Origin of the sequence: Legionella sp. PATHC039, assembly GCF_026191275.1 — a bacterium.
In the GTDB taxonomy this organism is placed as follows: Bacteria; Pseudomonadota; Gammaproteobacteria; order Legionellales; family Legionellaceae; genus Legionella; species Legionella pneumophila.
Genome location: NZ_JAPHOP010000001.1, coordinates 1,479,468 through 1,502,612 on the forward strand (window position 1 = coordinate 1,479,468; position 23,145 = coordinate 1,502,612).

Here is a 23,145-nt window from a genome sequence, read left to right on the forward strand (position 1 = left end):
TGAGATGTTTTAACATTTTTAAGATGTGCTCAAAGGTTAGGATGGAAGCCATTTGGCTAACCGTCTGCAGAACCCCTGATTTGACTCAAAAATCCTGTATTGGCAAATCGGTGAATGGAGTAACATTACGCCTTGTAAACGCAGCTGGAGAAGACGTACGTTGTGTTGAAACAGGAGAAATACAGGTAAAAGGTGATATGGTGATGCAAAGTTATTGGAATAATCCTGAAGGAACCCGCAAAGCATTTATAAAAGGTTAGTTTAAAACAGGAGATTGCGGAATTCAGGATGAACAAGGTTATTTTTATTATAAAGGCCGGATTAAAAACATTATTATCCGCAATACATCGAATATTATGCCTGGTGAAGTAGAAGCAGCCATTTATAAACATCCAGCAATCAGCGCAGCGCCTGTGATTGGTGTCCCTGACGAAGCAGAAGGAGAAACACATAGCGGCAAAATAAAAAAGCCCAGTTATGCAAAGGGGCTACTTTAATAGAGGGACACAGTTTAAACCCTCCAATTGCTTTACTGGTTTTCGTGAAAAAAAAGTTCCAAAATAGCTTAGGACAGATCTGTTAGTACTTGTAACTCCTTCTTCCTCAACTTCGGTTACTTCCTCCTGAGGGTACAAGCTGTCCTGAACCATTCTAAAACCTGAGAAAATACTCTTTAGTATTAGAGGCAAAAAACTCAACATAATCAGCATACTGGTCAAGTTCGTAGATTCATTAAACAGAGTATAATTAGCAAGGGATTGAAAAACAGCGATTATTAAGGCAATCCCCATGGTATTGGAAATCAATCTTGAAGCATTGATGTTCCGATTATCCATTGGCAAATCGGAGCTTTCATTTATTTCATAAAAAGCAATCCACAACCATAATAAGTCAAAAACAACGCTATACCAATGCTGCTGATTCATTTCTGTGACATCTGATCCAACTGTTTTAGCCAAATCAAACGTCATTTTTCCACTTTTGAGTGCCAAGGCCATGGTTGGCTTTTCCTGTGAGTTGGCTAGAGGAGCAAATTTTTGAGCGAACAGACTTTTGGGTAGATTAATGTCAAACAGTTCATAAAAAGTTTTATGGGAACCAAACAACCGTCTTAGCTGCTCCTCACTAATATTGGATAAGCCATCCACTCCTGGAGCAAAAGTTCCATCATCTGAATGATGCGCTATCACCACATTGGAATTTTTCATCATCATAACATCATTGGTACCATCCCCGTTGGCAACAACAAAATATTGATGGTCCTTAAGATAACGAGCTAAAACACCTTTCCCCTCAGTACTCATTTCAGCAAAAATAACGACGGGGCGTTTTGCCCCTTCTCTATCCATCAGTTTTTGGAATCTGTTCAATATCGCTTCATTAATACCTGAAAATATAACTGTAGAGTCAGAGGGATAATTTTCTTCATTTAAAAATTCAACACCTTTTTCGTCAATCTGATCAGCGCGCAGGGTAAAAATTTTTCCTGCATTAGCCGGGCACAATACTTTAGCAATATTTTCTGCTGCCTTGGTCGTATCTCCTGTTGCTACAAAAACTGGAACTGATATTTCACGACATTGGGCAATAAATGTTTCTGCTCCTTTTTTTACAGGATTATCAATAATAAAAGTACCGTAATACATCAAATTTTCGAGCAATAATTTATTTTGTAAAATAAAATGCTCAATCTGCTTTTTATCATCCTTGCTAAATAATTCTTTCAAAATAGTAAACTCGCGTTCACTGAGTTTACCTCGAGCCAAACACCAATCACGAGATAACACTCCAGTACGACTTTGCATAGTCGTATAGGCTTTTAGCAAAGGAGTCTCCTTAAAAGCCTCCTGTTTGGGCACTCCACAAAAGACCAGATAATGTTCACAACCATCCTGAACCAAAGTAAAGCGCCCGCCAAACGTACGATATAAACCCAAATGAAAAGTTTCAATTTCTCTCTTAATGTCTTTAGAGATCATTTCTTTTTTAAAATGATTATTCCCTAAAGTAATCACTTCCAGACACTGTCGATTATCGAGTAAGGATTGAAATAACTCTAAAATAGCATGTTCCTCAGGTTCCAATTCTTTTTTATTGTTAGTAAATGCATTGCAAAAAACTTCAAAAGTTTGCAGGCATTGTGTTTCTTCTGGCAGGAGCAAACCCTCTTTTTCCTTTAATGTCTTCTGAACCTCAGGAGCCATATCATTAGTCCATAACCCTAATACATCCATTCTTGTAGTTGTAAGAGTTCCAGTTTTATCTGAAATAATTGCGACACCATTGGGAAATCTGTCATGATAATAACCGCCAAGAGCATTACATAAATCAACCACACGAAGAGCATCTATGGTTCCAAAAGGCTGATCCCCAAGATTGCTATTCAATTTTTTCATCAAACGGCTATTCACAGTTTCTCGTAAAAAAGCTTCAGAAAAAGGAATCATAGTCTGAAAGAGTGTGAACATGAGCCTTAGGGTTTCTGCAGGCATTGCAGTAATATCCCTTTGTAAAAAAGCAGCCATGATAATGGAGCCTAAAATAGAATATAAAACACTTCTTTGTTTTCGTTCAGCAATAATCTCATTAATGACTGCTTTTTTTTCATAGTTACTGCTTAATAAAAGCTCTTTCTCGGGTTTGATTTGAATAAAAATATTATCATTACCATATAAATTTAATTTATCGCCTACCAATACGCCTGCCTGTTTGCCATCTCTAACAGCGTGTAAATCCACCTTTTTATAATGCGAGGTAAAATCAGGCTTGGTTTCATGTTCTATCCAAACATCTTCCCCATTTTGAGCTTTCAGGTTAACGCTAAATTTTTTTTGTTCCAGGGTTTGAGTAAACTCTCCTTTTAAATCTCGCTTTAAAGCAACCAGCTCCCCAGAAACCGGTACACAAGCCAAATCGATGCTGCTATCACAATAAACCAGATCCCCTGTGCATAATTGATACCTTGGGATACTTATAAACATTGAGCCGTCTGCTGTAAATCTTAAAACCTGATGTAGCTTATGATTGTATTCGTAATCATGCTCAAGCTTTTGTTGCTGGATACGCATTTTTTTTATCGTCGATGGTGCCAAATCCGCTAATAATGCAGGCAAGTTACGAAATTTCTGCATTATTCTATCCGCGTAGCGAATATTGTGTGAAATGAGTCCCAGCTGAAATGCGCGTGAACTAATCATCAGTTCGCTGGCAATAAAATGATTGACTTGAAAATAAAGATTGGATATGGGTGTGAGTCCGCTTGAAATCACTGCAGTATCTGAGCGTTGCGCACCCTTATTGTATTGGATTCGCACTAAAAACTCTTGTATTTTTTGTGTTAGATAAGAAATTCCGCTAGGAACCAGTAGCGCGCTGGTTCCTAGCCCGGCAATTAATGAATATTCATCAGAAATACTATCATGCAATAAATAATTGGTGCCTTTGAAAACCGAACTATACATGTAGGTTATTGCCATGACTTCACTGGCTACTGCTGCAGATAATTCAACCTGGGAAGTAAATTTTCTGTCAGTTATCCGATTTAAAGCACAGTACCCTAATATCGCTGTACCAAAAAGAAATTTAAAAATAAAATCATATTCCGGGCTTCCCGTTTGATATTCACTCATGGATCGGGTTAGATAATCACCAAGCAGCAATGCTGCTCCAGAGGATATCGTTGGCCAAATGTATTTTTTGAAACTGCCCCAATCCATAGAGTCTAAAGAAAAAGTCATGGCTAAAGTGTTATAAAGTTCCCTTACACGGGTAGAAAGAAAACTCCCTATGCCTTCTACAGTACTTCTCAGATAATACGTTCGATCCGGCTCAGTATTTTGTACCAATTGAAGCGGTAAAGCTCTGTACTCTTTAGGAGTAGGTTTTCGCGATTTTTTTTCGGTCGTCTTTAATATCTTCATGTTATAAATCCTTTTGTACTCCAATAACACTCTATTGGATCTTTAGAGCTCAGCCTGATAATTAACTTATCTGTATAAAAGTTCAAGAGGATTTGAAAAATAATTACAGAACGATTCAAGAAAAATAAGATTCCTTAAATAAGGTTATTTCTTGAGTTGAAACTGACATTGGCCTAATTTACCCTAGGTTGTACTTATCCACTTATGTTGCAGGCGACTTAAAGTACCATTTTGCATAAGATCGACCAAAATAAGATTGACTTTATCCCGGAGTTTAAAATTATCTTTAGCAACCGCAATACCAAGTTTTTCATGTGTTTCAGCCTGCAAAGGAACAGCTAGTTTTGTATAGTTTCGAATTAAACAGGAAATAACAGGATATAATTTAAGGACCAAACCAATTTTACCGGCAGACAGATCCTGTATGGCTAATTCTATTTCATTGTATTCATAATATTTAATATCACTGAGTATGTTCTTACGTAATAAATCCTGAGCAACTTCGTCTGAGGTGTTGGCTTTCTGTATACCAGCCACCAATAATTTTCTCGGCTTTAGAATCATAGATATAACTATTGTTTGGAATCGATTCACTAAAAGTATAGATTAATCAGAAAAAATTCAGCCAAATATTTTTATGCCATTGATTTAAATGAATAATTTACCCATGATTACACGAGTAATATATCCAGGATTGGTTATGCAATTAACAGCTAAAATTATAAAAACCAAAAAGAATATAAAAAAATCACTATGTTTATTTATCTATCTAATGCATTATTATATAATGCTGAATTTTAATCATTTAGATTTAAATTAAATCTAAATCAACCAGAGATCACGTCATGCGTATGAAAATGTTTTCTAAAACAATTCCATTAACCAGCCAGGAAGCCTTTGAAATATTATGTACTACAGATTATCTTAAAAAAATTTCAAAGATTATCTTTAATTTTCAACAATTGTTTAATGTTGAAAGAAGTACTCTTGTTTCTAATTACAAGTTCAACCCCAAAATAAGTAACAATCGAGAATTCCTTCAAGATCTGGAAGCTCGTTATGATCGCCTCAATCATGCAGTACAAAATAATGAACCTTACCCTTTTTTATACGGCGATGTGTGTTTATTGAAAGAATACCTCCAAGTCATTCTACGCTACTACCAGGAGCAACTTAAAGAAGAGCAACCGGTAGCGAAAAAAAATTTAAGAAGGATCAGAGGAAGCCATAAATTTTCAACTCTAATGTCTGATATCTCAAAAGGGGAGCATCCTGAGCTTGGCAAAAAGGATTCAGAAATTTTAATCAAGTACACCATTAATTTCTGTGCAGAAAGCACTATGTGGAATGATCTAAAAACAATTAGTGACATTGTAATAAAACCATTTTTATTTGATCACAAAGACGAAGAAGGTTTTTCTTATTGCAATCCATAAGATGGAGAATAGATGAGAGGGCAGTGACCTGAATTTGACGACATCTCTAAATCGGACACTGCCCCATACCCTCCAAGCCCAACCTTAGAAAGAGTCTTGATCGCTTAGCTAGCAGTATTTTATTTGACTCGCATGGATCCTGAAAAACAGATCCAAAATGAAAACTATTGCCCTATAATTAAAAAAGATTACTTCTCTTATTAAAAATATGGACCATATTAAGAAGAGACCCAATTTATGAAACGGATAGTATTTATACTGTTGTTTATAAGCAATGTTCTAGTTCATAGTGAATCACTCAAGGTGGGTGTCTTACAATTTGCTCCTCCTTTCTCATCTATATCAGACAAAGCGAATCACTATTATGGTTTCGTTGTTGCCCTCATGAATATAATATGCGACCGATTGCAAGAAAAATGCGAATACATCCCTATTCCTAAAGAAGGGGAGTTAAAAGGCCTGGATAAAGGTGTTTATCATATTGTTTTTAGCTCAACCCCTATCACGACATCATTACCTGCCAACTATCGGTATAGCTTGCCCTACTTACCCAGTGACGGCCAATTTCTGACATTAAAAAACAACTCGATTGATACCTTGAACGATATCAATTTTAAAAAAGTTGGTTTCTTTAAGATTAATTTTCAGCAATCACCTCTTTTAAAAAAATACGAAACCACCAATACGCTTATAGAGTACACAGATCCGGCAGAACTAGTTAATGCACTAACAACCAAAAAAATTGATGCGATTTTAATCAATTATCAAGCGTCACGATTCATCGTGAATAATCTCAACCCCACTGAAGACGATCAATTACAATTGATTGGCGATAAAATACCGATAGGAAGCGGATATGCGATCGTAGCCCTTAAAACCCAATCGGCATTGATTGATAAAATTAATCACATTTTGCTGGAAATGGAAAAAGATGGCTCCTACCTCCGTATCTACAACGAATATTTTGGTGCAAACCCAGCACATAATCTTCATCATTAGTAGGTTAGTGTGAAAATCGCCACATATGAGAAATTTAACCAAATTTATTAATAAGTTATCGAATAGGCAAGCGTGAAACTTTGACCGAACACGGATTATGTTTAGAATGCAGGATTGCCGGAAACTTAAGGTTTTTTGAAAGTTCTGTTCCATTCAAGATTGCTTGACTTTTTCCAAATAATTAACTGTCGCCCTTTTGCCAACGCTTCTCTCGGGCCAATATGATTCCATTTCATAATATCCTGAGCTGTAACTTTATAAAGTCGCTCAAGAGTATTATACGTTTCATTGGCTTGGACAATATGTATGACCCTGTATACTTTACCTTTTGTTGGTGTCTGGCTTAAGAATTTTGACTTTGAAATTTCGTGGAAAGGCAATGCTGGAGTACTTTTGGCGCTCGGAATTAATAAGATCTGATTGGGTCTTATCGAGTGATCTGACAGACGATTTAATTTTTTTATTAATGAAACAGTCGTATGATATTTTCTAGCAATACTTTTTAAACTATCACTCGGAAGGACGAGATATTTTCTCCAGCTCACTCGTTTATCAACAGGTGAATGTGATAAATTGAAATAAAATTGAGTCACTTTTGCTATAGGGATAAGCAAAGTGAAGGGTTTATAGGGTGCGGTAGCCCATCTATTATAACCCGGATTTAATTTGGTTAATTCACTAACCGAAATTCCTGCTAAACTAGCCGCATGATTCAAGTCAATTTGACTGCCAATATTCACCTCTTCAAAATAAGGTCGAAATGGCATTGCAGGAAGATTTATTTTATAAGCCCGAGGGTTGCTCATGATTTCAGCCAGAGCTAAAAATCGAGGAACATAAATTTGAGTTTCTTTAGGCACATCCAGATTCCAAAAACTGACACTACCTACGTTAGTGTTATTTGCTTTTACAGCTCTGCCTATGGCTCCTTCGCCAGCATCGTAAGCTGCGATGGAAAGTATCCAGCTTCCGTTAAACACTTTATTTAAATGCATCAAGTGAGTCAGAGCTGCATCAGTTGAATGATTAATGCTTCGTCTTCCATCAAACCACCAATCCTGAATTAAACCTAACTGATTCCCCGTAACCGGCATTATTTGCCATAAACCTGCAGCACCAACTTTTGAGTAAGCAAAAGGATCGTAAGCGCTTTCTATCATAGGGAGTAATGCCAACTCACCGGGTAAATTTCTTCTTTGTATTTCTCGAGTTACATGATAAAGATAAGGCTCAGCCTGTTTACAGGCCTTAGTCACAAACCCTGGATGATCCAGTAGCCAGCGAATTTGATCTTGAACCTCTGGGCGATAGGCTTCATGATTCATCTTGAATTCACCGCGCAAAACATCCCATACATCAGGTGTTTCAAATGATTTAGCATGAGTACTGAAGATAAAAAAAATAAGGCAACCGAATAGCAGCTGTATTTTTTTATCGATGAAAGTCTTAATCAAATTACTATTCCTGCTCTATAAAGCTTCTCTGGAGCCCGTTTATAATGTATTGTTTCTCTTCGCCTGAACCGGCCCTGAGTGCGTCTTATAAAATATACTCCTCTTAGTATCTTGTATAAAGCACTTCCTGCAATATAAGGCCATGATAATTTAACACCCTGTCTATTTAACGTTTTTTATTAATATTGCTCTAACATTTGTTTCAATATATGCTGATGGATCCTCCAGCAATTATTTATGACAAACTGATTTTTATCAGCGCGGTTAGGGTTTATTTTCATATGGAAATGGGATGGCCGGTTGTGTGTATCAGGCATCAAGGTTGGTGGGTAGATATTTAGTAGCATTGCATTTTGCACGATATGCAAACTCCAAAGCATTTTTCGAGAATTATCCAGAACCTGGCCTTGATCAGTCTGTTCTTAGCCATTAAATAAGCTTAACTATTTCTAAAAATCAATAATTTAAAAACCCAGATAAAAAGATACGCTTTTAAATCGAATCCCGTTAAACGATTTTCATACATCAGGAATTTTGCCTAAGATGCCGGATCATTGATCCGGCATCGGATGGCTTGATGAGATAAGATAAGTATTTCAGATGAACAGGAAAACTCCTGTTCAAATATGAGTTTTTAAATTGTATTCACATTATCGGTTTTTATCGATAGCAAGTCTTTCAATTCATTACCAATATGCTCATCTTCTAACAACGGCTTGATGGTAGCGCCAAGAACTCCTGTAGTTAGTATATCTCTATCTGTATCATTGAGTGGCTCAGCGCCATCCCCCTCAAGATTTTGGAACAATTTAGTGATAGCGTTTAGTTTGTCCGTTTTACTGTAACCTGCCGCTCCAAAAAAACTGAGTAGTGTCCCAGCCATTCCATAATAGTGTTCATATGTCCTTTCTTGAGTAGAATCGATATAAGGTTGCAACGCTTCTCTTAATCGTTGAATAGCCACAGACCTTGTGTCAAGCTCACTGATATGCTCTTGATGAGTAACGGTGACAGGAACAACAGTCTCCTCATTAATACCGTTATCGTAATCAACGCTTTCAGAATCCGAATTGGATTCATCAAGGGTTTCCTCAGTTTCAGCAGCCAATTGGCTCTCGAGCAAACGTATCTTTTTTTGCAGGTTTTCTATTTTTTCAGGTAAAGTCTTTGTAGCAAGTATGATTAAGCTCACAATGGGATGCTCAGGGTCAATAAAAATCCGCAAATTATCTTTGTTTTGTATTAATTCTGAATTTTCAAATTGAGATAATGCTCTTCTTTTAACCTCTATTGACTGACTCAACAGGGCCTGATCAAGAATGAGAGCCAGTTCATTCGCTTCTTTTTCCAATGCTCTTAGTTTAGACATAACTATTCCCAATTTAGTGATAATTTTTTAAACAGTGACTAATTATAAAACAAAAACATTAAGATAATATTAAGTTATGAAAAAATGGGCTATTTCCCGAATGCCTCAAACCAGCAGCTGTTGCTCTCTTGCAACAACAGATAGTCTGAGATGGTTAGGATTACTCACCTAAGCCAAATAGCTACAGGATAAGTGATTACACTGAATTTTTAGAATCGTGTACCAAATTTATAAGCTGTTGTAACTCACATACTGAGCCACCGCAAGCAGGAATAAGTACGGGATTACCATTATAGGTAATTTTTACTGTGTAATAATTTGCTCCATTATCATAGAGAGAAAAATTAACATTTGAGGCATAAGGCGGGGATTTTTCCAAAGGAGCACCTAAAAAACTTAATACACTGGTTATTGTAGTATCATGAGCAGATAGTAAAACATATTTCAGTTTAGATTTTTTCATGCTTCCGGAATTCAGATAATCAGCTATGTTAGTCATCAGCTTTGAACTATAAACATTCGCTATTTGCTGAGGTTTTTCTTGTGCCATAAAAGCCCACTCAGCAGAATTGATAATTGTTTCAATATCGTTAGAAGCTAATCCTTCCGGCATAGGAACATTATGGATTTGATGAATATATAAGGTATGACCAACTGTTTCCAGATCCTCCAGATTATCAATATTAATACCAGTCAGACGGCTCCATAATGGGTATTTGTCTTTCAATTCATTATTTTTTTGTTGCCACTCCCTGGTAGAAAAAACATATTGCTCCATTAGCTTTTCCCGTTCCTTACGATCTACCTGCTGAATGATAACCTCGTCGTATTTAGACGGTGCGCTAAATACGGGAATAGGCTGAAAAGCATGAGGTAAAGCGGAAGTTCCTGCAGGAATTGTTGGTCCAGTTCCAGGTGGATATAGCCCCATTAACAATGACTGGGCGCTCATCAGAGTACGTGCATAATCCGTAGAGCGGACATAGATGGTTCCGTATTCATAGTGTTCAGGTAACAAATGCAACTCTTCAATATATTTCTTGCGAAATGCCACACCCATTTTGTATTCTTGTTGCATACCTTCTGCCGTAAGCTGGCCAAGCCCCTCTTGCCATTGGTAATTTACAGTAGGCAAAGCAACAATCGGCGTTCTGTCGCCATGACGAATAATGTCCACAGCAAAAATAAGTTTGTCTTGTGCTAATAAAATGGAGGGTACGCTAATTAATAGTGCGAAACTCAGGCAAATCTTGTTGACCATGTATTCATACTCCTTGAGTTAAAGTAAAAAAGTAAACATGAGGCTTCGTAAAAAATTCTTGTTGTATCTTGCCACCGTTGGTTGATCTCGGTTTCGCACTATGACGAAGACACAAACAAAAATCAAGACATCGGCTTTTGTATTCCTTGATTCATTTTGAACCTGGAGGAGCAATCTATTTTATACAGGAAGTAAAGAAATTATCCTGAAATCGACTAGAATTAAGATATAGCTCATTTGGTGGGTGAGAAAACCCTTGCCACATTGGAGTTGCAATGAGCCGTTATGTATGCAAGTGGAAATTGATTTATACGTTTTTCATTTTTATTGTCTTGAATAATTGCCCACTTGCCTTTGCGAGCCCTTCCTTAACTAAGCAATTACATACCATATTAAAAGACAATCTCGCAGACTCATTAACCCCTGGAGCAGTATTACTGATATCAAGTACTGATTTAGGCACAATTTCCGTCGCGGCAGGGTTAGCAGATAAGGAAAATGATATTTCAATGAATATTACCGACAGTTTTCGTCTTGCGAGCATGAGTAAAAAGTGGTTGACGTAACAGACCATGATGATGGTTTTGGCTTGGCTGATGGTGGAATAGTTAGTACTGCTGAAGATATTAATATCTTTGTCCAAGTATTGTTAAAAGATAAAATAGTTTTATCTCCAAACTATTTAACAATGATGCTTACTTTTCCAGATGATTATGGTTTTGGAATAGGACGCGAAAAAATTAATGGGGAAATAGCCTGGTCCCATAATGGAGCAAACTCAGGATACCAAGGCCAGTATTACTATTTTCCAGATAGGCAATTGACAGTTGTCATTTTAACCAACTATTTTGACAGCGATATCATCGAAAACGTGGCATCTTAGACACTCAGTGCGATTGACAATTCTGAATAACTGCTTAGCTGTACTCATCTAATGGAAGCCCGCAAAATAGATTATATGTTATACTAAGTGAAAGTTATCTGAGCTTTTATGGGGCAAAATATGGCTATTTACAAATTTGAAATCTCAACTCTGCAAAACGGCAATATACAGATATCAGCAAAGCACAAATCAACAGGAGAGATACACGGCTATGTTCAACTCGCCTCATCGGATAGGTTAGAAAGCAAAAAATTGGTAGAAATAGACCAGCTTTTTGTTAACAATAATGCCAGAGGGCATGGACTGGGAAGTGAACTTGCATCAAGAGCCATTAAGTATGCTCTTAAAATGGATAAAGGCATTCATATGATGATTCAACCAGGCTCGGATATGTTTTGGAAAAAATATTTTAATTCTCGTTTTGATGGAAAACGCATTACCCTATTTGGTGGAAAAACTTTAAATGCAAATTTAGCTGATGGAAAAGTATTTGAAATTTCTAAAGAAAGTCTGGTTGCCAATTACAAGTTTCCTCAAGATAAACACTTGCGTGATCGTGATATGGAAAAAATCTGCACTAAGCTCTCTCGTTAAACGAATGATTATAAAATGTTAAAATATATTGGTTCAAAGATATAATATATGATAAGCCAAATTTCAAGATTTAAGTGTCAGGCTCAAAGAGCCTGACCCGGTCGTATTAATTAGTTACAGAGGCCATTAATAACACAATTTTTCAATTCTGTTGCAAATTTGAATTGATTGTTTTTATCATAAGTCACTTCCCAATTAAATACGCCACCGATGTTTCCATAAGCTCTAGGTGGGATGTAGGTACCACAACTGGTATTACTGGCAATTGCTGTTTTAAGGCATTGAATAGCCCGTTTAATTGTAGTTGTCGGAGTAACTGGTGAACCGTCACTGCCACCATTAGCATTTGGAGAGGGATAACCAATGGCAACTTGAGAAGGTTTTAAATGGCTAATATAAGGTTGAAACCCGGTAGGCCTTCCATTGACCGTTGCTGGCCAATTCTCTAATAAATTGGTAGCCATGGCAACCGAAAAATCAGGCGTACTGGTTGGTGTAGGACCATAGCATACCTGATCAATACCGAAAGCACATCCTGTATTGTAAAGCTGGATACCTACCCAAGCTAAAGACTGATGGGTTTGCATAGTTAAAGAAGCATAATTACCCCAAGTTTGGTCGAAACCACTTGTTGCAGCAATATTGGCAACTTGAGGTGTCAGAGTAATTAACAAAGAAGGATTTTGACTGTACATCGTATTAATAATGCTTGCTAACACAGCAATGTCACCTTGTGGTTGAGAAAAAGTACCGCCACCATTAATTCCATGCTCAATATCAATATCAAAACCATCAAAACCATATTGGGAAATTAATCCTTTTAAAGAGTTGATAAATGTTTGTTTAAATACCTCCGGTGAAGAAGATGCCGCTAAAACCTGGTGAAAGTCTACCGTTGTATTGGGAATACTGGTTAACGCACCACCTAAAGAAAGAATGACTTTAATCCCTGCTTGATGAAGGGATTGAATATATTCTTTGGTAACTGTTTCAAATGCAGGAACAATGACACCAGGAGAGCTTGTGCTAAATACACCAAAAGCAATCATGACGTGAGTATAACCTGCATTAGCCAATTCCTGAGCGGTGGGTGGCGTTTTCCAACCGGGTACGTAACCAATAATACGCCCTTTTTCAGAGGTTATCTGAGATAAAGTAATATTTACTGTTGCATTTTCTGTTGCTGTTAAAGGTTGGGGCGAAAATTGTACTGTATAACCGGGAACAGCTTCACTTGAAAGGGTATAAATAACCCCATCGGTTAAAGAAAGCACAGCCGAACCAACCCCATTGGCCAAATCAACTGTCTGCTCTACTGTTTGCGAACCATCGTTGGGAGTTAAAATAATTTTCAATGAGGATAGAGAAGCTGGAGCACCACTTACATTAAGTGTCACAGCCTCTTTGACAACCTGGACACATTGATAGGTTAAATTAGTAGTCGGGACATTTGTAGTACTTGCGACCAATGAAGACGGCGTGAAAGTGGGCCAGCAATTGTAATCGTTATAATGAATTGAAGGAGTTGAGAATTGATAAGTACTTCCTGTCTTCAATTCAGCAACAGTTGTTGTATTGCCCCAAACCACAGGTTGTGAACGTGAATTTCCAGATTGACTCTGGGTAAGCAGAACGGTTGGAGTTTCATTGTAGTTATTTAATTCGCTAGGAAGATTCTGCACATGGATCATAATCTTGCCTGTCTGTTGTACCAGCGTGTAGTTAATAGTTGAATTCGTAGTTTGGTTTGCAAGCACGCTAACCATGCTGGGATTGGCTTGTCCCAGATAAAAATTCCCATTACTGTCAATAACAGTTTCAGCAGATATTGCATAATTGCCTACGGCAACTCCAGATAGCGTCTTTGAAGTTTGCCAAGGTAATTGTATATCACTAACTGGTTGCCCATTCATGGTGACATGCACTAATGCATAAGCTTGTGACACGTTTGTTGGTTTTGCAGACGCATTAGTTAATTGGATGCTTCCTGATTCAACCGTTGTGCTTAAATAAACATTAGCTGTTCCTTCGATATGACTATCCGTCGTTGCCCCATATTTAATTGAAATGGAACTTCCAACAGGTAACTTGCTATTGGCACCTGGATAGCTAGGAAAATGCAGGTTTAAAGTGGCTAGATAGTTTCCGCCAGATTGAGGTTGAGAAGAAATATTTAAAGCATTATCCGGGTAAGATAAAGGAGAAAAATCCCCCCAAAAAGAGGTATTTAAAGCCGCTGTTGTTTGAAAGGAGACAGTTGAATTTTGAAAATCGACTGCCTGATTGCAATTATTGGTTAACTTTAATACGATTGATTTCCAGTGTTGATTTCCCGTTGCTGTAAAAAGTGAGTTTACACAGGTTGTAGGTTGGGCAATTGAGGGTTTTAAATAGGTATTAGTATTGGCACTGACACTTGTCATAATTGCAGTTAAAGCACCCGACAGTAATAATGAATATCGCATCAAACCCTCCTCATTTATGATTGGAAAAAAAATTAATCTATCATGATTTTTTCTTATTTAACAATAAGCTATATGAAAATTGTCAATTTCTTTACAATGAGTTTTTCTAGCTTAAATGAAATAATCAAACTACTTAGGAATTAAGATGGTGAGTTCACAGATTTACTTTGCCATGTCACAAAATAGTATGTTGATAGATTAAAAGCAAAAACCTGTATTCTTTATTTAAACAATCCAACTCAAAACTCATCATAGAATGACTAGGTTAGTTCCCAGGGAACTTTTAGGGTAACCGAATGTGACATTTTTATGGAGTTACAGATGTGACAGATTCATGGAATTACGACAAAATTTGTTACGACTCTATCAAGACGAAATAATGGGTCTATAATTAAACAATCAGCATATTATTTATCACTCAAGCAATGGTGTCTTAAAGATATGCATCTGTTGCGAGGACAAAATGTGAATATCAATAAAACAAAAACAGGAATTAAGGGATTAGACGATGTTTTAAATGGTGGTTATTTAAAAAATAAACCAACCCTTCTCAAGGGCAGCCCTGGCACAGGAAAAACAATTTTCACCCTTTTTTTTACCTACCAACAACTTAAATCAAAAAGGAAAGTCATTTATGTCACCTGTGATGAGTCACCAGAGCAAATTATTTCTCATATGGATAGATTCAGCTTGGAAAGCAAGAAGTTTTTGCAAGAAGGCAAGCTTTTAATTCTTGACTTTACACCTATATTAACGGAGGAAGTAGCCGGGGAATTCAACATCAATGCACTTTTACTCCGTATAGAACAGGCGCAACAGAAAATCAAAGCCAATACACTAATTATTGATTCACTTCAGTCCATTCTTTTAGGCATCAAAAATTATGATCCCAACTACGAGTTGTTAAGATTATTTCAGTGGGCAAGAAAAACGAATCTTACCGTTCTTACAACTCTGGCCGAAACGCAAACGATTATGCAAACTGACATCTATGATGAATATGTCGTAGACTGTGCAATTGAACTGAAACAAAAAATCAAAAACAACCTCATGACACGCTATTTGCGAATTATTAAATATCGAGGTTCAGCTCATGGGACCAATGAGTATCCCTTCTCTATCACTAAGAACGGTATTTCATTGCTTCCGGTAACCAATACAAAATTAGATACTACCACTTCGGGCGAATTCCTCAGCACTGGTATAAAATCCTTGGATAAAATGTTAGGTGGCAAAGGATATCCAATTGGAGCACAGGCAATAATCACCGGGCGTTCAGGAACCGCAAAAACGCTTTTTGCAGCAAGCTTTGCCCAGTCTGCTGCTCGACATGGAAAGAAAGTATTGTTCATTTCATTTGAAGAGTCACCCAACGATTTAATACATCATACCAAATCCATCAACATTGATTTAATGAAATACATCACCAAAAAAAAACTACATATCCATTCAAGACGCTCAGTGGAAATGGGACTGGAAGATCATATTATTTCAATCATTGATTTAACTGAAGAAAAGCAATTTGATGTCCTGGTATTGGATCCCCTCTCTTCGCTTTTGGACCTGGGTAATCAGACAGAGGTTAAAAGATTATTCATTCGCTTTGTTTCTTACATGAAATCGCGCAATAAAACCCTGCTGTTTACTGAGTTGATACCTGATTACTGCGAAGAATTAAGCCAGCTTGGTTTATCCAGCTTAACAGAAATCTGGATTCGCTTGTCGAATGTGCAAAGCAATGGCGAATTCAATCGATTAATATATATTGCCAAAGCACGGGGTATAAAGACATCCAATCAAATCAAAGAGTTTTATGTGAGAGATAAAGGCATTCACATTGAAGATCCTTATATTGGTGATAAGCAAATGGTATTTGGCTCACAAAAATCAGCTTGTATCTTGAGAGAAGAACAAGAGCAAAATCAGAGACAACAGGAAATTCAATTTATTGAACGTGAAATGCAGGTTCTGGAAGAGGAGCTATATGCACAACACAAAATTCAGGAAATAAGTTATTTGGCTAAACGGAATGAATTGATATCTAAAAAAAATAAATTGCTTGCTCAGGAACAAGCAATTATTACACGAATGCAGTCCAATAAATTGCTAAGAGAGTAAATGAATGACTCGCATTAAGCTAAAACTATTTGTTATTGGAAATAGTGCTATATCAAAACGTGCCGTTATTAATCTGCAATCGATATGCTCAGATCCCAAGCTTGCTGATTTGTGTGATGTTGATGTGGTGGATCTCTGTAAAAACAAGGGGGTGGCAGAAGAAGAAAAAATTCTGGCCACTCCAATCTTAATTAAAAAAGAGCCTTTGCCTGAACGCCGGATCATTGGTGATTTATCTGATACGCAAAAGGTTATTTCCGCATTGGAAATGGATTAGGTAATATTATTATGTCAAACGACCACAATAGCATTCAAGACTTCTGGTACCAACTCGTTGAAAAAATGGCTATTGGGGTATTGGTGATTAATAATGAGGGTCAAATTCTTTATGCGAATGATTACGTGATTCAATTATTTGGCGTCATCCGTACAGAACTCATTGGCACTAATTTTTTATATCCGATGGCTGCAAATGAAACGCAGGAAGTTGAAATTTTAAAATCCAATAATGACGTTTTCACAGTACATATGACAGTCAGGAAAAGCATCTGGGAAAATCGCCTGGTATGGATTATTTCTCTCTTTGATATTACAGAGCTCAAGTTAAAAGAAAAACTTTTAAAAATTTCAAGCAAAGGCATCAGTTCAGCGTTTGAAGGTATTATCATCACCGATCTGGAAGGCATCATTATTGAAACCAATAACGCATTTATGAAAATGACAGGATATACAGAGCAGGAAGTCATAGGCCAAAAACCTGCTTTCTTGCATTCAAGGAAGCAAAACGAGAAATTTTACAAGGAGCTATGGAATATACTCATAGCGAAAGGTCAGTGGAGCGGTGAACTTTGGGCAAAAAAGAAAAATAAAAGGCTATTTCCTGCCTTTTTGGCAATCTCGGCCGTTAAAAATTCCGATGGTGATATCATCAACTACATTGGTTATTATCATGATCTCACGTTAATAAAAAAACAAGAACAACAAATTGAGAATTTCAAATATTATGATTATTTAACAGGGTTACCGAATAAATTTTTACTCACTCAAAGACTTCAGACGCTTATCAGCGGATTGTCCGAAGGAAATAAGGAACTCATCGTTTTTAATATTAGAGTATTTGACTCCAATAGCAAAAGCTCTCTGTTAGATTTACCCCCCAATACTCGCGATAAAATCATATTGGAAGCAGTTAACCGTATTGATCGAACAACACCTAAAAAAATGTTTTTCTCACGCATCGGTTTAAGTGAGTTTATTGTTATTTATTTTATCAAAAACAAAATTGAAGTGATGGCTTCGATTGCACAAAGAATGATAGAAAAACTCTCTTATCCTTACTACGTTCATCACCAAACTATCATTTTGCAAACGATCATTGGATTAACCGCCTATTATAAAAATAGCTCATTCAATGCCGAAGATTTGATACAACAATCTGAAATTGCCCGCCACAAAGCACACATCAGGGGTGTTAATATTTTTGAATTTTTTGATCCTCAGGTTGAAGAGCGAATTATAGAATTTAATAAGCGCGTTGAATCTGTCTCTAAAGCAATGCAGTTAAATGAACTGAAAGTTTATTATCAACCTATTGTAGAATTAAATACAGCTAAAGTGGTGGGTTTGGAAGCGCTACTTCGTTGGCAGCATCCAGAGAAAGGCTTATTGCTTCCCAAACAATTTTTATCCGACCTCAATAATCACCCTCTTTCTCTAGAGATTGGTGATTGGGTGCTTCATCAGGTATTACATCAAGTTAAGGAATTGCCAGGGCAAAATCATACTTTGCCCTGAATTTGCCCAATCAAGAGTTCACTTCTAAATTTATCAGACCACATAGCCTTTTTTAATTTTCCCTTCATGCTATTTTTCTGAGGATGAAGTCGAGCCAGATTGAGTGCAAACCTACGAAGCAAGGCTAGATTTTCTGCTGCATTGTCTCTGCGTATTCTTGAGTCATCTTCTTTGTAGGTCACATCCAACACCCAGTGAGCTTTGTTTTCGACTGCCCAATGCTCTCTGATAGCATCTGCAATTTGTTTAGGCTCTAAGGGCAAGGAACTGATATAGTATTGTACTTCAGTGCCGGTTTTTTCTTTTATTTCACGTGTTCGCGTTACTTCAATTACGGTTTGTAATCCTTGCCAGTCGGCGTAACCTTCAATCCATGGACTAATTACGATTTGCCGGCATGTTCTTGTTTCTATGCGTCCATGGCCTGCGTCCACTTCTTCGAAGTAATTTTGTGACCAGATTTCTCGATGGTCTCTTTCCATGATATGAAAATAATCCTTAATTTCATTCAATAGTTTTTTATGGTTGTTTTTAACACAAAGCACATAGTCTCCGCCTTTATCATGTATTTTTTTAGCTATCTTCTTTTCTGTATTCATAGCATCGGCAGTAACAATTGCTCCCTTAAGCTCCAAGAGGTCTAGCATTTCTAACACACTGGCTTTTTCGTTTGCTTTTCCATTAGAGCGCATTTGAGCTAATATCAACCCATTTCGTTTACTCCATGCAGTAATGCTATGTAAGGCTGTGGTGCGGTCACCTGTATATGAGCGGCGTAGAGTTTTTCCATCTATTGCTATTTGTTCTCGACCATCTTTCGAACGAAGTTCATTCACCCAATTTACAAAACACAACGTGAACTGCTCTGAATCAAGAGCACTAATTACACGAGCTATGGTATCATCGGCTGGTATCCCATGCTTAAAATCCCGATATTGTCTTAGCCAATCAAGCTTTTCTTCTCCAAAATCCTTTATGTCTTTCCATCCCTCAGCTCCAGACATCACCGCAGTACCTGCTAAAAATAAGATATCTAGCAGATTATGGCGCTGATTTATTTCGCTACGAGGATCTTTAAGTATGGAAAAATTTTCTACAAAACTCATTTCTTGTCATCCAAAAAATGAGTATTTGATCACAAATCACTGAAAAATCATACTAAATGATAATTACTGGTCAAAAAGGTATGATCTTGCCCTGAAGGAATTGCTTGCTTGCAGCATAAAAATCCCCATCAATGTTAATGTAAGTGCTTATCAACTGCAACATCCCAATTTTGTCAAAAAACTGTTTGACACATTGGCACTATACCCAAGCGTTCCTAATCACCTGCTCGTGCTTGAAATCCTTGAAACGGAAGCCATTGAAGACTTGACGCTAGTATCCCAGATAATAGCCGAATGCAAGGCTAAAGGAGTCAATTTTTCTTTGGATGACTTTGGAACAGGTTACGCCTCTTTAACCTTTCTTAAAGAATTGAATACCTTTGAAGTCAAAATTGATCAAAGTTTCATCATTAATATTTTTGATAATCCTAAAGATTTAGCCATCCTGAAAATAATGATAGAGTTTTGCCGAGTCATTGGTCGTACCCTGGTTGCAGAAGGGGTTGAAACAGTAGCCCATGGGAAATTATTAAGCTTGCTTGGTTGCAATCTAATTCAGGGATACGCTATTGCCAAACCCATGCCAGCCAAAAAATTAATTCCATGGATAAAAAATTGGAAGCTTGCTCCAGAATGGGGAGAAAACCGATTTTCGCATGCCGCTTTAAATAAACTAGCCAAAATCTCCATAAAACACTATCTTACCTTTCAATCAATCAGGCTTTATTTGGAGAATAATCAAACCCAAAAACCTGAATTATCACTTCAAGTATGCCCAATAGAACGGTGGCTTCTTGAGAACCAACAAACAATTAAAGAAGGCAAGACAATTAAAAAAGTGTGTGATTTACATCGCAAGGAACATAAATTGGGCAATATAATAATTCAGTTAATTCAAACAGGGCAAAAAGAACAAGCGGCCAAACAACTGGCATACCTTGATGGTTTAAGAGATAACTTCCTGAAAGAGTTAATCAATTTCATTTTTAATTCAAATACCATTTGAATTTTTACATAATGGACTTCGATCAAAAAGCCTGATTACATCCTAAAGAAAGCTCAAAATTTTCTTAATCGCAACTTTAGCCACTTTTTCGTGAACCACTCACCCTGAGGAGCGCGCACAGCACATGTTTCGAAAGGCTAGTTAGGAGGCCTAAAAGAGACAATAAATCAAGATATTAATTATTTCTCTAGGATGGACAACTCACGAAAAAGTGGCTAAAGTCGAGTTGATGATCTCTCACTTCCAACTCCCAAAAAGCCATTAAACTTTATTGAACTACCGTCTATTTGAACATTTCCCAATTTTTTAGATAGAATAGTCTTTGCAAGTTAAAGTGCAAATAGATATAAAAATGACAAGGAGACCGTCGTGCGTAATTTAAAACTTTTTCATCCTTATTGCATAGGAAGCTCTTTATTCTTATTTATTTTACTCTTTGTTCCCTTGTTATCCTATGGCGCTGAAACATCCAACATGCGTGGCAAACGATATTGTGAGATAATCCTGGCAAAAACCATATCCAGTTATGCCGTTTATAACACTTGGGGATTAAATGATTGCCCGGAGCAATTGTGGAGTAAAGTTTCTATTTCTGCAGTAAAAAAAGAGACGGGCTCTTCTTTTGTTCATCTCAATGGCCCTCGATATTGGGTAATTGACGGGTTCAAAAACACATCTTTGATAAATCCAGCCATCAAAACAATTAGTGGAATTCCAATGCGGGAAGCAGGCATTTTGCACCTTAGTGTAATGGATTTATTTAAAAATAAGCCCTATCAATCGCATGTCGTGGACCGTAAAACAACATGGGTCTATCAAACAGGTAAACCTGTCTTTGAATTGATTGATCCCAACGGACAAGTTTTTGTAATGCAATCCTATAGTGTTCAAAAATACCCACAAACAATGAATACCCTCACACAACTAGGCACCAAACTTCAGCTTCCCAAAGGTTGGGAATTTAAAACTGGTGTGCTTAACAAGCCAGAAACAATTCAAGCTGTTAATAATAAAGCCGTAGTTGTCCAGGATAGTTTTTTGAATACCTATCAAAAAGCCAAGCATGATTTTCTGAAATAAATTTAGCATGCGGAAAAAGCGTCACAGGGCAAAAGATTAAATCTTGCCCTTTGCCTAAATTGAGAACTGACAAGTAACAGTCATTGTATTTAATCCAAACTGTTTGCTAACCAAATCATATTGCTTGATTAAATAATGAATCAAAAGTATTGCAAAAGCCAATTTGATCCTATAAGTTACTATTGAGTTTAAATAACAGCTAAAGGACTATTATTATGCCAACTTATTTTGATCCTATTATGCAAGAAGATACTGTGCTGGATGAAAACACGATCGTTTACCTGGTTAAGATTGGTGATAATAAATTCAGCATTAAAGCAATTTCATCAGGGTTGGAGCATCTCCCCAGTGATCCAACTACTCACGCGGAGAAATATTGGCCTATTCCTGCCAAATCATTGATTGCTCATTCAAGTAACAAACTCCTTTTTGAAGAGGATAAGTTAACCAATCAACCCATAAGCAAAGATCAGGTAATAGAATTTTTTGCAGTTGATCCCGATAAGACTGAACCCAAGCAATTTAGTGACTCTGTTAAGAGAGAGTTAACTGAAAACTGGGCACGAGAGGTACTACAAGATCAATTTGCTCATGTAGGGCAAAACCCTCATTTCTTTTTTTATCAACCCCTATTCATCCATGGGCATCATGGAGATAACCCTGCTCAACAACAGGATAATGCAATACCAATTCCTCTCCCACTCCTGATGTTTTCCTTGATACCACCCATTAATAATAACCAACAACAAGTGGCATTATTATTTTTTAACATACTCCCTGTGCCACAGGATCAAGACCATGAACCTGAGCAGGAAAATCAAGGCGAGCATGCCCCTTCTACTTCTAATGGACACTGAAATTAAACCTAACTTGCATTTCCAACAAGATTAAGTCGGGCACCGCGCCCGACATTTCTATTTTGACAGGTGCGCTCAGGCAGCAATGCTTTTTTAATAAGGTAATTCGCAAGACATTTGATGATCCATACCCTCTTTATTATCTAAAATATTAAGTTCGATTCGATATTGGTCTTCTTGTTGTACAAAATATTCGCTTAATGTTTGGAGAGTAAGTTCATCAGGGTAGCTGAATTTTTTATTACTTAATAATCGATTTAGCCACGAGGCTTTCATATTTAGTAACGACCCGAAAAATTTGCCGAGATCAGTTTTGACAATTGCAAAAATCTCACCTATCCATGGATCAAGGAGATAATTTTGAGTGATAACTACAGTATGGCCAATGTCTTTAATATCATAAATAAGCGCAGGGATATTTTGTTGTCTCAGCAAGGCAGCAAGATAAAAAGCTTGGTGTTCGCAATTTCCTGCCATTCCCTTTGACATTATGTTTTTTATTGCCGCCCTCCCATCCAGAAAATCAATCTTGTTGTCCTCAAGATGTTTATATACCCTGAGTAGAAAAACTCTTATCTCACCGATACCATGAATAGCAACAGAGCTATTTTCCTCATATTGAGTCATTCTATCTTTATTGATTTTTGCAGTGAGTCCATTAATAACTAATGCAGAAGTGCTGGCAATGCACACTGACATGGTTATATTTAGAGCATTACACAGTTTTTTGTAATACTCAACTGCTGAATCTTTGATTTCAATTTCCCTGTCTTTGAAAAATCTGGCCATGTCTAATCCCTTAT

General features: G+C 37.0%; 19 protein-coding genes and 2 pseudogenes. 13 read left to right on the plus strand and 8 right to left on the minus strand.

Annotation, left to right across the window (positions count from 1 at the left end; translation table 11 throughout):
* Window positions 1–23 precede the first annotated feature (23 nt).
* On the plus strand, window positions 24–260 hold the full coding sequence (locus OQI99_RS06710) for an AMP-binding protein (protein WP_265731538.1): 237 nt from the start codon (window positions 24–26) through the stop codon (window positions 258–260).
* Between the two features lie 96 nt (window positions 261–356).
* The gene (locus OQI99_RS06715; RefSeq protein ID WP_241495201.1) at window positions 357–497 is read left to right on the plus strand and encodes an AMP-binding enzyme; all 141 of its coding nucleotides are present in this window, start codon (window positions 357–359) and stop codon (window positions 495–497) included.
* Here OQI99_RS06715 and OQI99_RS06720 read toward each other — a convergent pair.
* On the minus strand, window positions 489–3,920 hold the full coding sequence (locus OQI99_RS06720) for an HAD family hydrolase (protein ID WP_265731539.1): 3,432 nt from the start codon (window positions 3,918–3,920) through the stop codon (window positions 489–491). The genes OQI99_RS06715 and OQI99_RS06720 overlap by 9 nt on opposite strands.
* Window positions 3,921–4,103: 183 nt before the next feature.
* A pseudogene (locus OQI99_RS06725) lies at window positions 4,104–4,466 on the minus strand (amino acid ABC transporter substrate-binding protein); the annotation flags it as partial.
* 299 nt (window positions 4,467–4,765) lie between these two features.
* Here OQI99_RS06725 and OQI99_RS06730 point away from each other — a divergent pair.
* Window positions 4,766–5,356, plus strand: a complete 591-nt coding sequence (locus OQI99_RS06730) for a lpg1124 family Dot/Icm T4SS effector (RefSeq protein WP_061513529.1) — start codon at window positions 4,766–4,768, stop codon at window positions 5,354–5,356.
* Between the two features lie 237 nt (window positions 5,357–5,593).
* Window positions 5,594–6,355 (plus strand): transporter substrate-binding domain-containing protein, encoded by a 762-nt coding sequence (locus OQI99_RS06735; protein ID WP_265731541.1) that lies wholly within the window; start codon window positions 5,594–5,596, stop codon window positions 6,353–6,355.
* Window positions 6,356–6,480: 125 nt separating this feature from the next.
* On the opposite strand, the gene OQI99_RS06740 is transcribed toward OQI99_RS06735, so the two are convergent.
* The 3 genes from OQI99_RS06740 to OQI99_RS06750 form a co-directional block, all read right to left on the minus strand.
* Entirely contained in the window at window positions 6,481–7,809 is a 1,329-nt protein-coding gene (locus tag OQI99_RS06740; RefSeq protein WP_265731542.1) for a transglycosylase SLT domain-containing protein, read from the minus strand.
* A 634-nt stretch (window positions 7,810–8,443) separates the two neighbouring features.
* The gene (gene ceg19 / locus OQI99_RS06745; protein ID WP_265731543.1) at window positions 8,444–9,178 is read right to left on the minus strand and encodes a Dot/Icm T4SS effector Ceg19; all 735 of its coding nucleotides are present in this window, start codon (window positions 9,176–9,178) and stop codon (window positions 8,444–8,446) included.
* A 196-nt stretch (window positions 9,179–9,374) separates the two neighbouring features.
* Window positions 9,375–10,439: a histidine phosphatase family protein gene (locus tag OQI99_RS06750; protein ID WP_265731544.1), complete on the minus strand. Its 1,065-nt coding sequence runs from the start codon at window positions 10,437–10,439 to the stop codon at window positions 9,375–9,377.
* 275 nt (window positions 10,440–10,714) lie between these two features.
* Here OQI99_RS06750 and OQI99_RS06755 point away from each other — a divergent pair, with 275 nt between their 5' ends.
* From OQI99_RS06755 to OQI99_RS06765, 3 genes are all read left to right on the plus strand, one after another.
* Window positions 10,715–11,005 carry a hypothetical protein gene (locus tag OQI99_RS06755; protein ID WP_265731545.1) on the plus strand — a complete coding sequence of 97 codons (291 nt, stop codon included), beginning with the start codon at window positions 10,715–10,717 and terminating at the stop codon, window positions 11,003–11,005.
* Window positions 10,993–11,322 carry a serine hydrolase gene (locus OQI99_RS06760; RefSeq protein ID WP_265731546.1) on the plus strand — a complete coding sequence of 110 codons (330 nt, stop codon included), beginning with the start codon at window positions 10,993–10,995 and terminating at the stop codon, window positions 11,320–11,322. The genes OQI99_RS06755 and OQI99_RS06760 overlap by 13 nt, the downstream gene beginning before the upstream one ends.
* A 120-nt stretch (window positions 11,323–11,442) precedes the next feature.
* Window positions 11,443–11,916 (plus strand): GNAT family N-acetyltransferase, encoded by a 474-nt coding sequence (locus OQI99_RS06765; RefSeq protein ID WP_265731547.1) that lies wholly within the window; start codon window positions 11,443–11,445, stop codon window positions 11,914–11,916.
* A 110-nt stretch (window positions 11,917–12,026) separates the two neighbouring features.
* Here the strand turns inward: OQI99_RS06765 and OQI99_RS06770 are convergent, their stop codons facing one another.
* Complete coding sequence (locus OQI99_RS06770) at window positions 12,027–14,381, minus strand: glycosyl hydrolase family 18 protein (RefSeq protein WP_265731548.1); 2,355 nt, start codon at window positions 14,379–14,381, stop codon at window positions 12,027–12,029.
* Window positions 14,382–14,846: 465 nt separating this feature from the next.
* Here OQI99_RS06770 and kaiC point away from each other — a divergent pair, with 465 nt between their 5' ends.
* The 3 genes from kaiC to OQI99_RS06785 are packed head-to-tail and all read left to right on the plus strand — an operon-like array spanning window position 14,847 to window position 18,293.
* Complete coding sequence (gene kaiC / locus OQI99_RS06775) at window positions 14,847–16,499, plus strand: circadian clock protein KaiC (RefSeq protein WP_265731549.1); 1,653 nt, start codon at window positions 14,847–14,849, stop codon at window positions 16,497–16,499.
* A gap of 4 nt (window positions 16,500–16,503) precedes the next feature.
* Complete coding sequence (locus OQI99_RS06780) at window positions 16,504–16,776, plus strand: circadian clock KaiB family protein (RefSeq protein ID WP_061513521.1); 273 nt, start codon at window positions 16,504–16,506, stop codon at window positions 16,774–16,776.
* A gap of 11 nt (window positions 16,777–16,787) precedes the next feature.
* Window positions 16,788–18,293, plus strand: coding sequence for a PAS domain S-box protein (locus tag OQI99_RS06785; RefSeq protein WP_265731550.1), 1,506 nt, complete (start codon window positions 16,788–16,790; stop codon window positions 18,291–18,293).
* Here the strand turns inward: OQI99_RS06785 and OQI99_RS06790 are convergent.
* A complete protein-coding gene (locus OQI99_RS06790; RefSeq protein ID WP_061514717.1) occupies window positions 18,278–19,399 on the minus strand; it encodes an ISAs1 family transposase in 1,122 nt (373 codons plus the stop codon). The genes OQI99_RS06785 and OQI99_RS06790 overlap by 16 nt on opposite strands.
* 91 nt (window positions 19,400–19,490) lie before the next feature.
* On the opposite strand from OQI99_RS06790, the pseudogene OQI99_RS06795 reads away from it, so the two are divergent.
* The 3 genes and pseudogenes from OQI99_RS06795 to OQI99_RS06805 all read left to right on the plus strand — a co-directional run.
* Window positions 19,491–20,405, plus strand: a pseudogene (locus tag OQI99_RS06795) (EAL domain-containing protein); the annotation flags it as partial.
* A 369-nt stretch (window positions 20,406–20,774) separates the two neighbouring features.
* The gene (locus tag OQI99_RS06800) at window positions 20,775–21,485 is read left to right on the plus strand and encodes a hypothetical protein (RefSeq protein WP_265731552.1); all 711 of its coding nucleotides are present in this window, start codon (window positions 20,775–20,777) and stop codon (window positions 21,483–21,485) included.
* A gap of 215 nt (window positions 21,486–21,700) precedes the next feature.
* The gene (locus tag OQI99_RS06805; protein ID WP_265731553.1) at window positions 21,701–22,342 is read left to right on the plus strand and encodes a hypothetical protein; all 642 of its coding nucleotides are present in this window, start codon (window positions 21,701–21,703) and stop codon (window positions 22,340–22,342) included.
* 93 nt (window positions 22,343–22,435) lie between these two features.
* Here the strand turns inward: OQI99_RS06805 and OQI99_RS06810 are convergent, their stop codons facing one another.
* Window positions 22,436–23,131, minus strand: a complete 696-nt coding sequence (locus tag OQI99_RS06810; RefSeq protein ID WP_265731554.1) for a hypothetical protein — start codon at window positions 23,129–23,131, stop codon at window positions 22,436–22,438.
* Window positions 23,132–23,145: the final 14 nt, after the last annotated feature.

What these genes read in the sequence shown, in the direction of transcription:
- OQI99_RS06750 (WP_265731544.1), bottom strand. Translation starts at nt 10,439, where the DNA reads ATGGTCAACAAGATTTGCCTGAGTTTCGCACTATTAATTAGCGTACCC.
- ceg19 (WP_265731543.1), bottom strand. Translation starts at nt 9,178, where the DNA reads ATGTCTAAACTAAGAGCATTGGAAAAAGAAGCGAATGAACTGGCTCTC.
- OQI99_RS06715 (WP_241495201.1), top strand. Translation starts at nt 357, where the DNA reads ATGCCTGGTGAAGTAGAAGCAGCCATTTATAAACATCCAGCAATCAGC.
- OQI99_RS06765 (WP_265731547.1), top strand. Translation starts at nt 11,443, where the DNA reads ATGGCTATTTACAAATTTGAAATCTCAACTCTGCAAAACGGCAATATA.
- OQI99_RS06755 (WP_265731545.1), top strand. Translation starts at nt 10,715, where the DNA reads ATGAGCCGTTATGTATGCAAGTGGAAATTGATTTATACGTTTTTCATT.
- OQI99_RS06770 (WP_265731548.1), bottom strand. Translation starts at nt 14,381, where the DNA reads ATGCGATATTCATTATTACTGTCGGGTGCTTTAACTGCAATTATGACA.
- OQI99_RS06780 (WP_061513521.1), top strand. Translation starts at nt 16,504, where the DNA reads ATGACTCGCATTAAGCTAAAACTATTTGTTATTGGAAATAGTGCTATA.
- OQI99_RS06785 (WP_265731550.1), top strand. Translation starts at nt 16,788, where the DNA reads ATGTCAAACGACCACAATAGCATTCAAGACTTCTGGTACCAACTCGTT.
- OQI99_RS06810 (WP_265731554.1), bottom strand. Translation starts at nt 23,131, where the DNA reads ATGGCCAGATTTTTCAAAGACAGGGAAATTGAAATCAAAGATTCAGCA.
- OQI99_RS06790 (WP_061514717.1), bottom strand. Translation starts at nt 19,399, where the DNA reads ATGAGTTTTGTAGAAAATTTTTCCATACTTAAAGATCCTCGTAGCGAA.
- OQI99_RS06805 (WP_265731553.1), top strand. Translation starts at nt 21,701, where the DNA reads ATGCCAACTTATTTTGATCCTATTATGCAAGAAGATACTGTGCTGGAT.
- OQI99_RS06730 (WP_061513529.1), top strand. Translation starts at nt 4,766, where the DNA reads ATGCGTATGAAAATGTTTTCTAAAACAATTCCATTAACCAGCCAGGAA.
- OQI99_RS06710 (WP_265731538.1), top strand. Translation starts at nt 24, where the DNA reads ATGTGCTCAAAGGTTAGGATGGAAGCCATTTGGCTAACCGTCTGCAGA.
- OQI99_RS06735 (WP_265731541.1), top strand. Translation starts at nt 5,594, where the DNA reads ATGAAACGGATAGTATTTATACTGTTGTTTATAAGCAATGTTCTAGTT.
- OQI99_RS06720 (WP_265731539.1), bottom strand. Translation starts at nt 3,920, where the DNA reads ATGAAGATATTAAAGACGACCGAAAAAAAATCGCGAAAACCTACTCCT.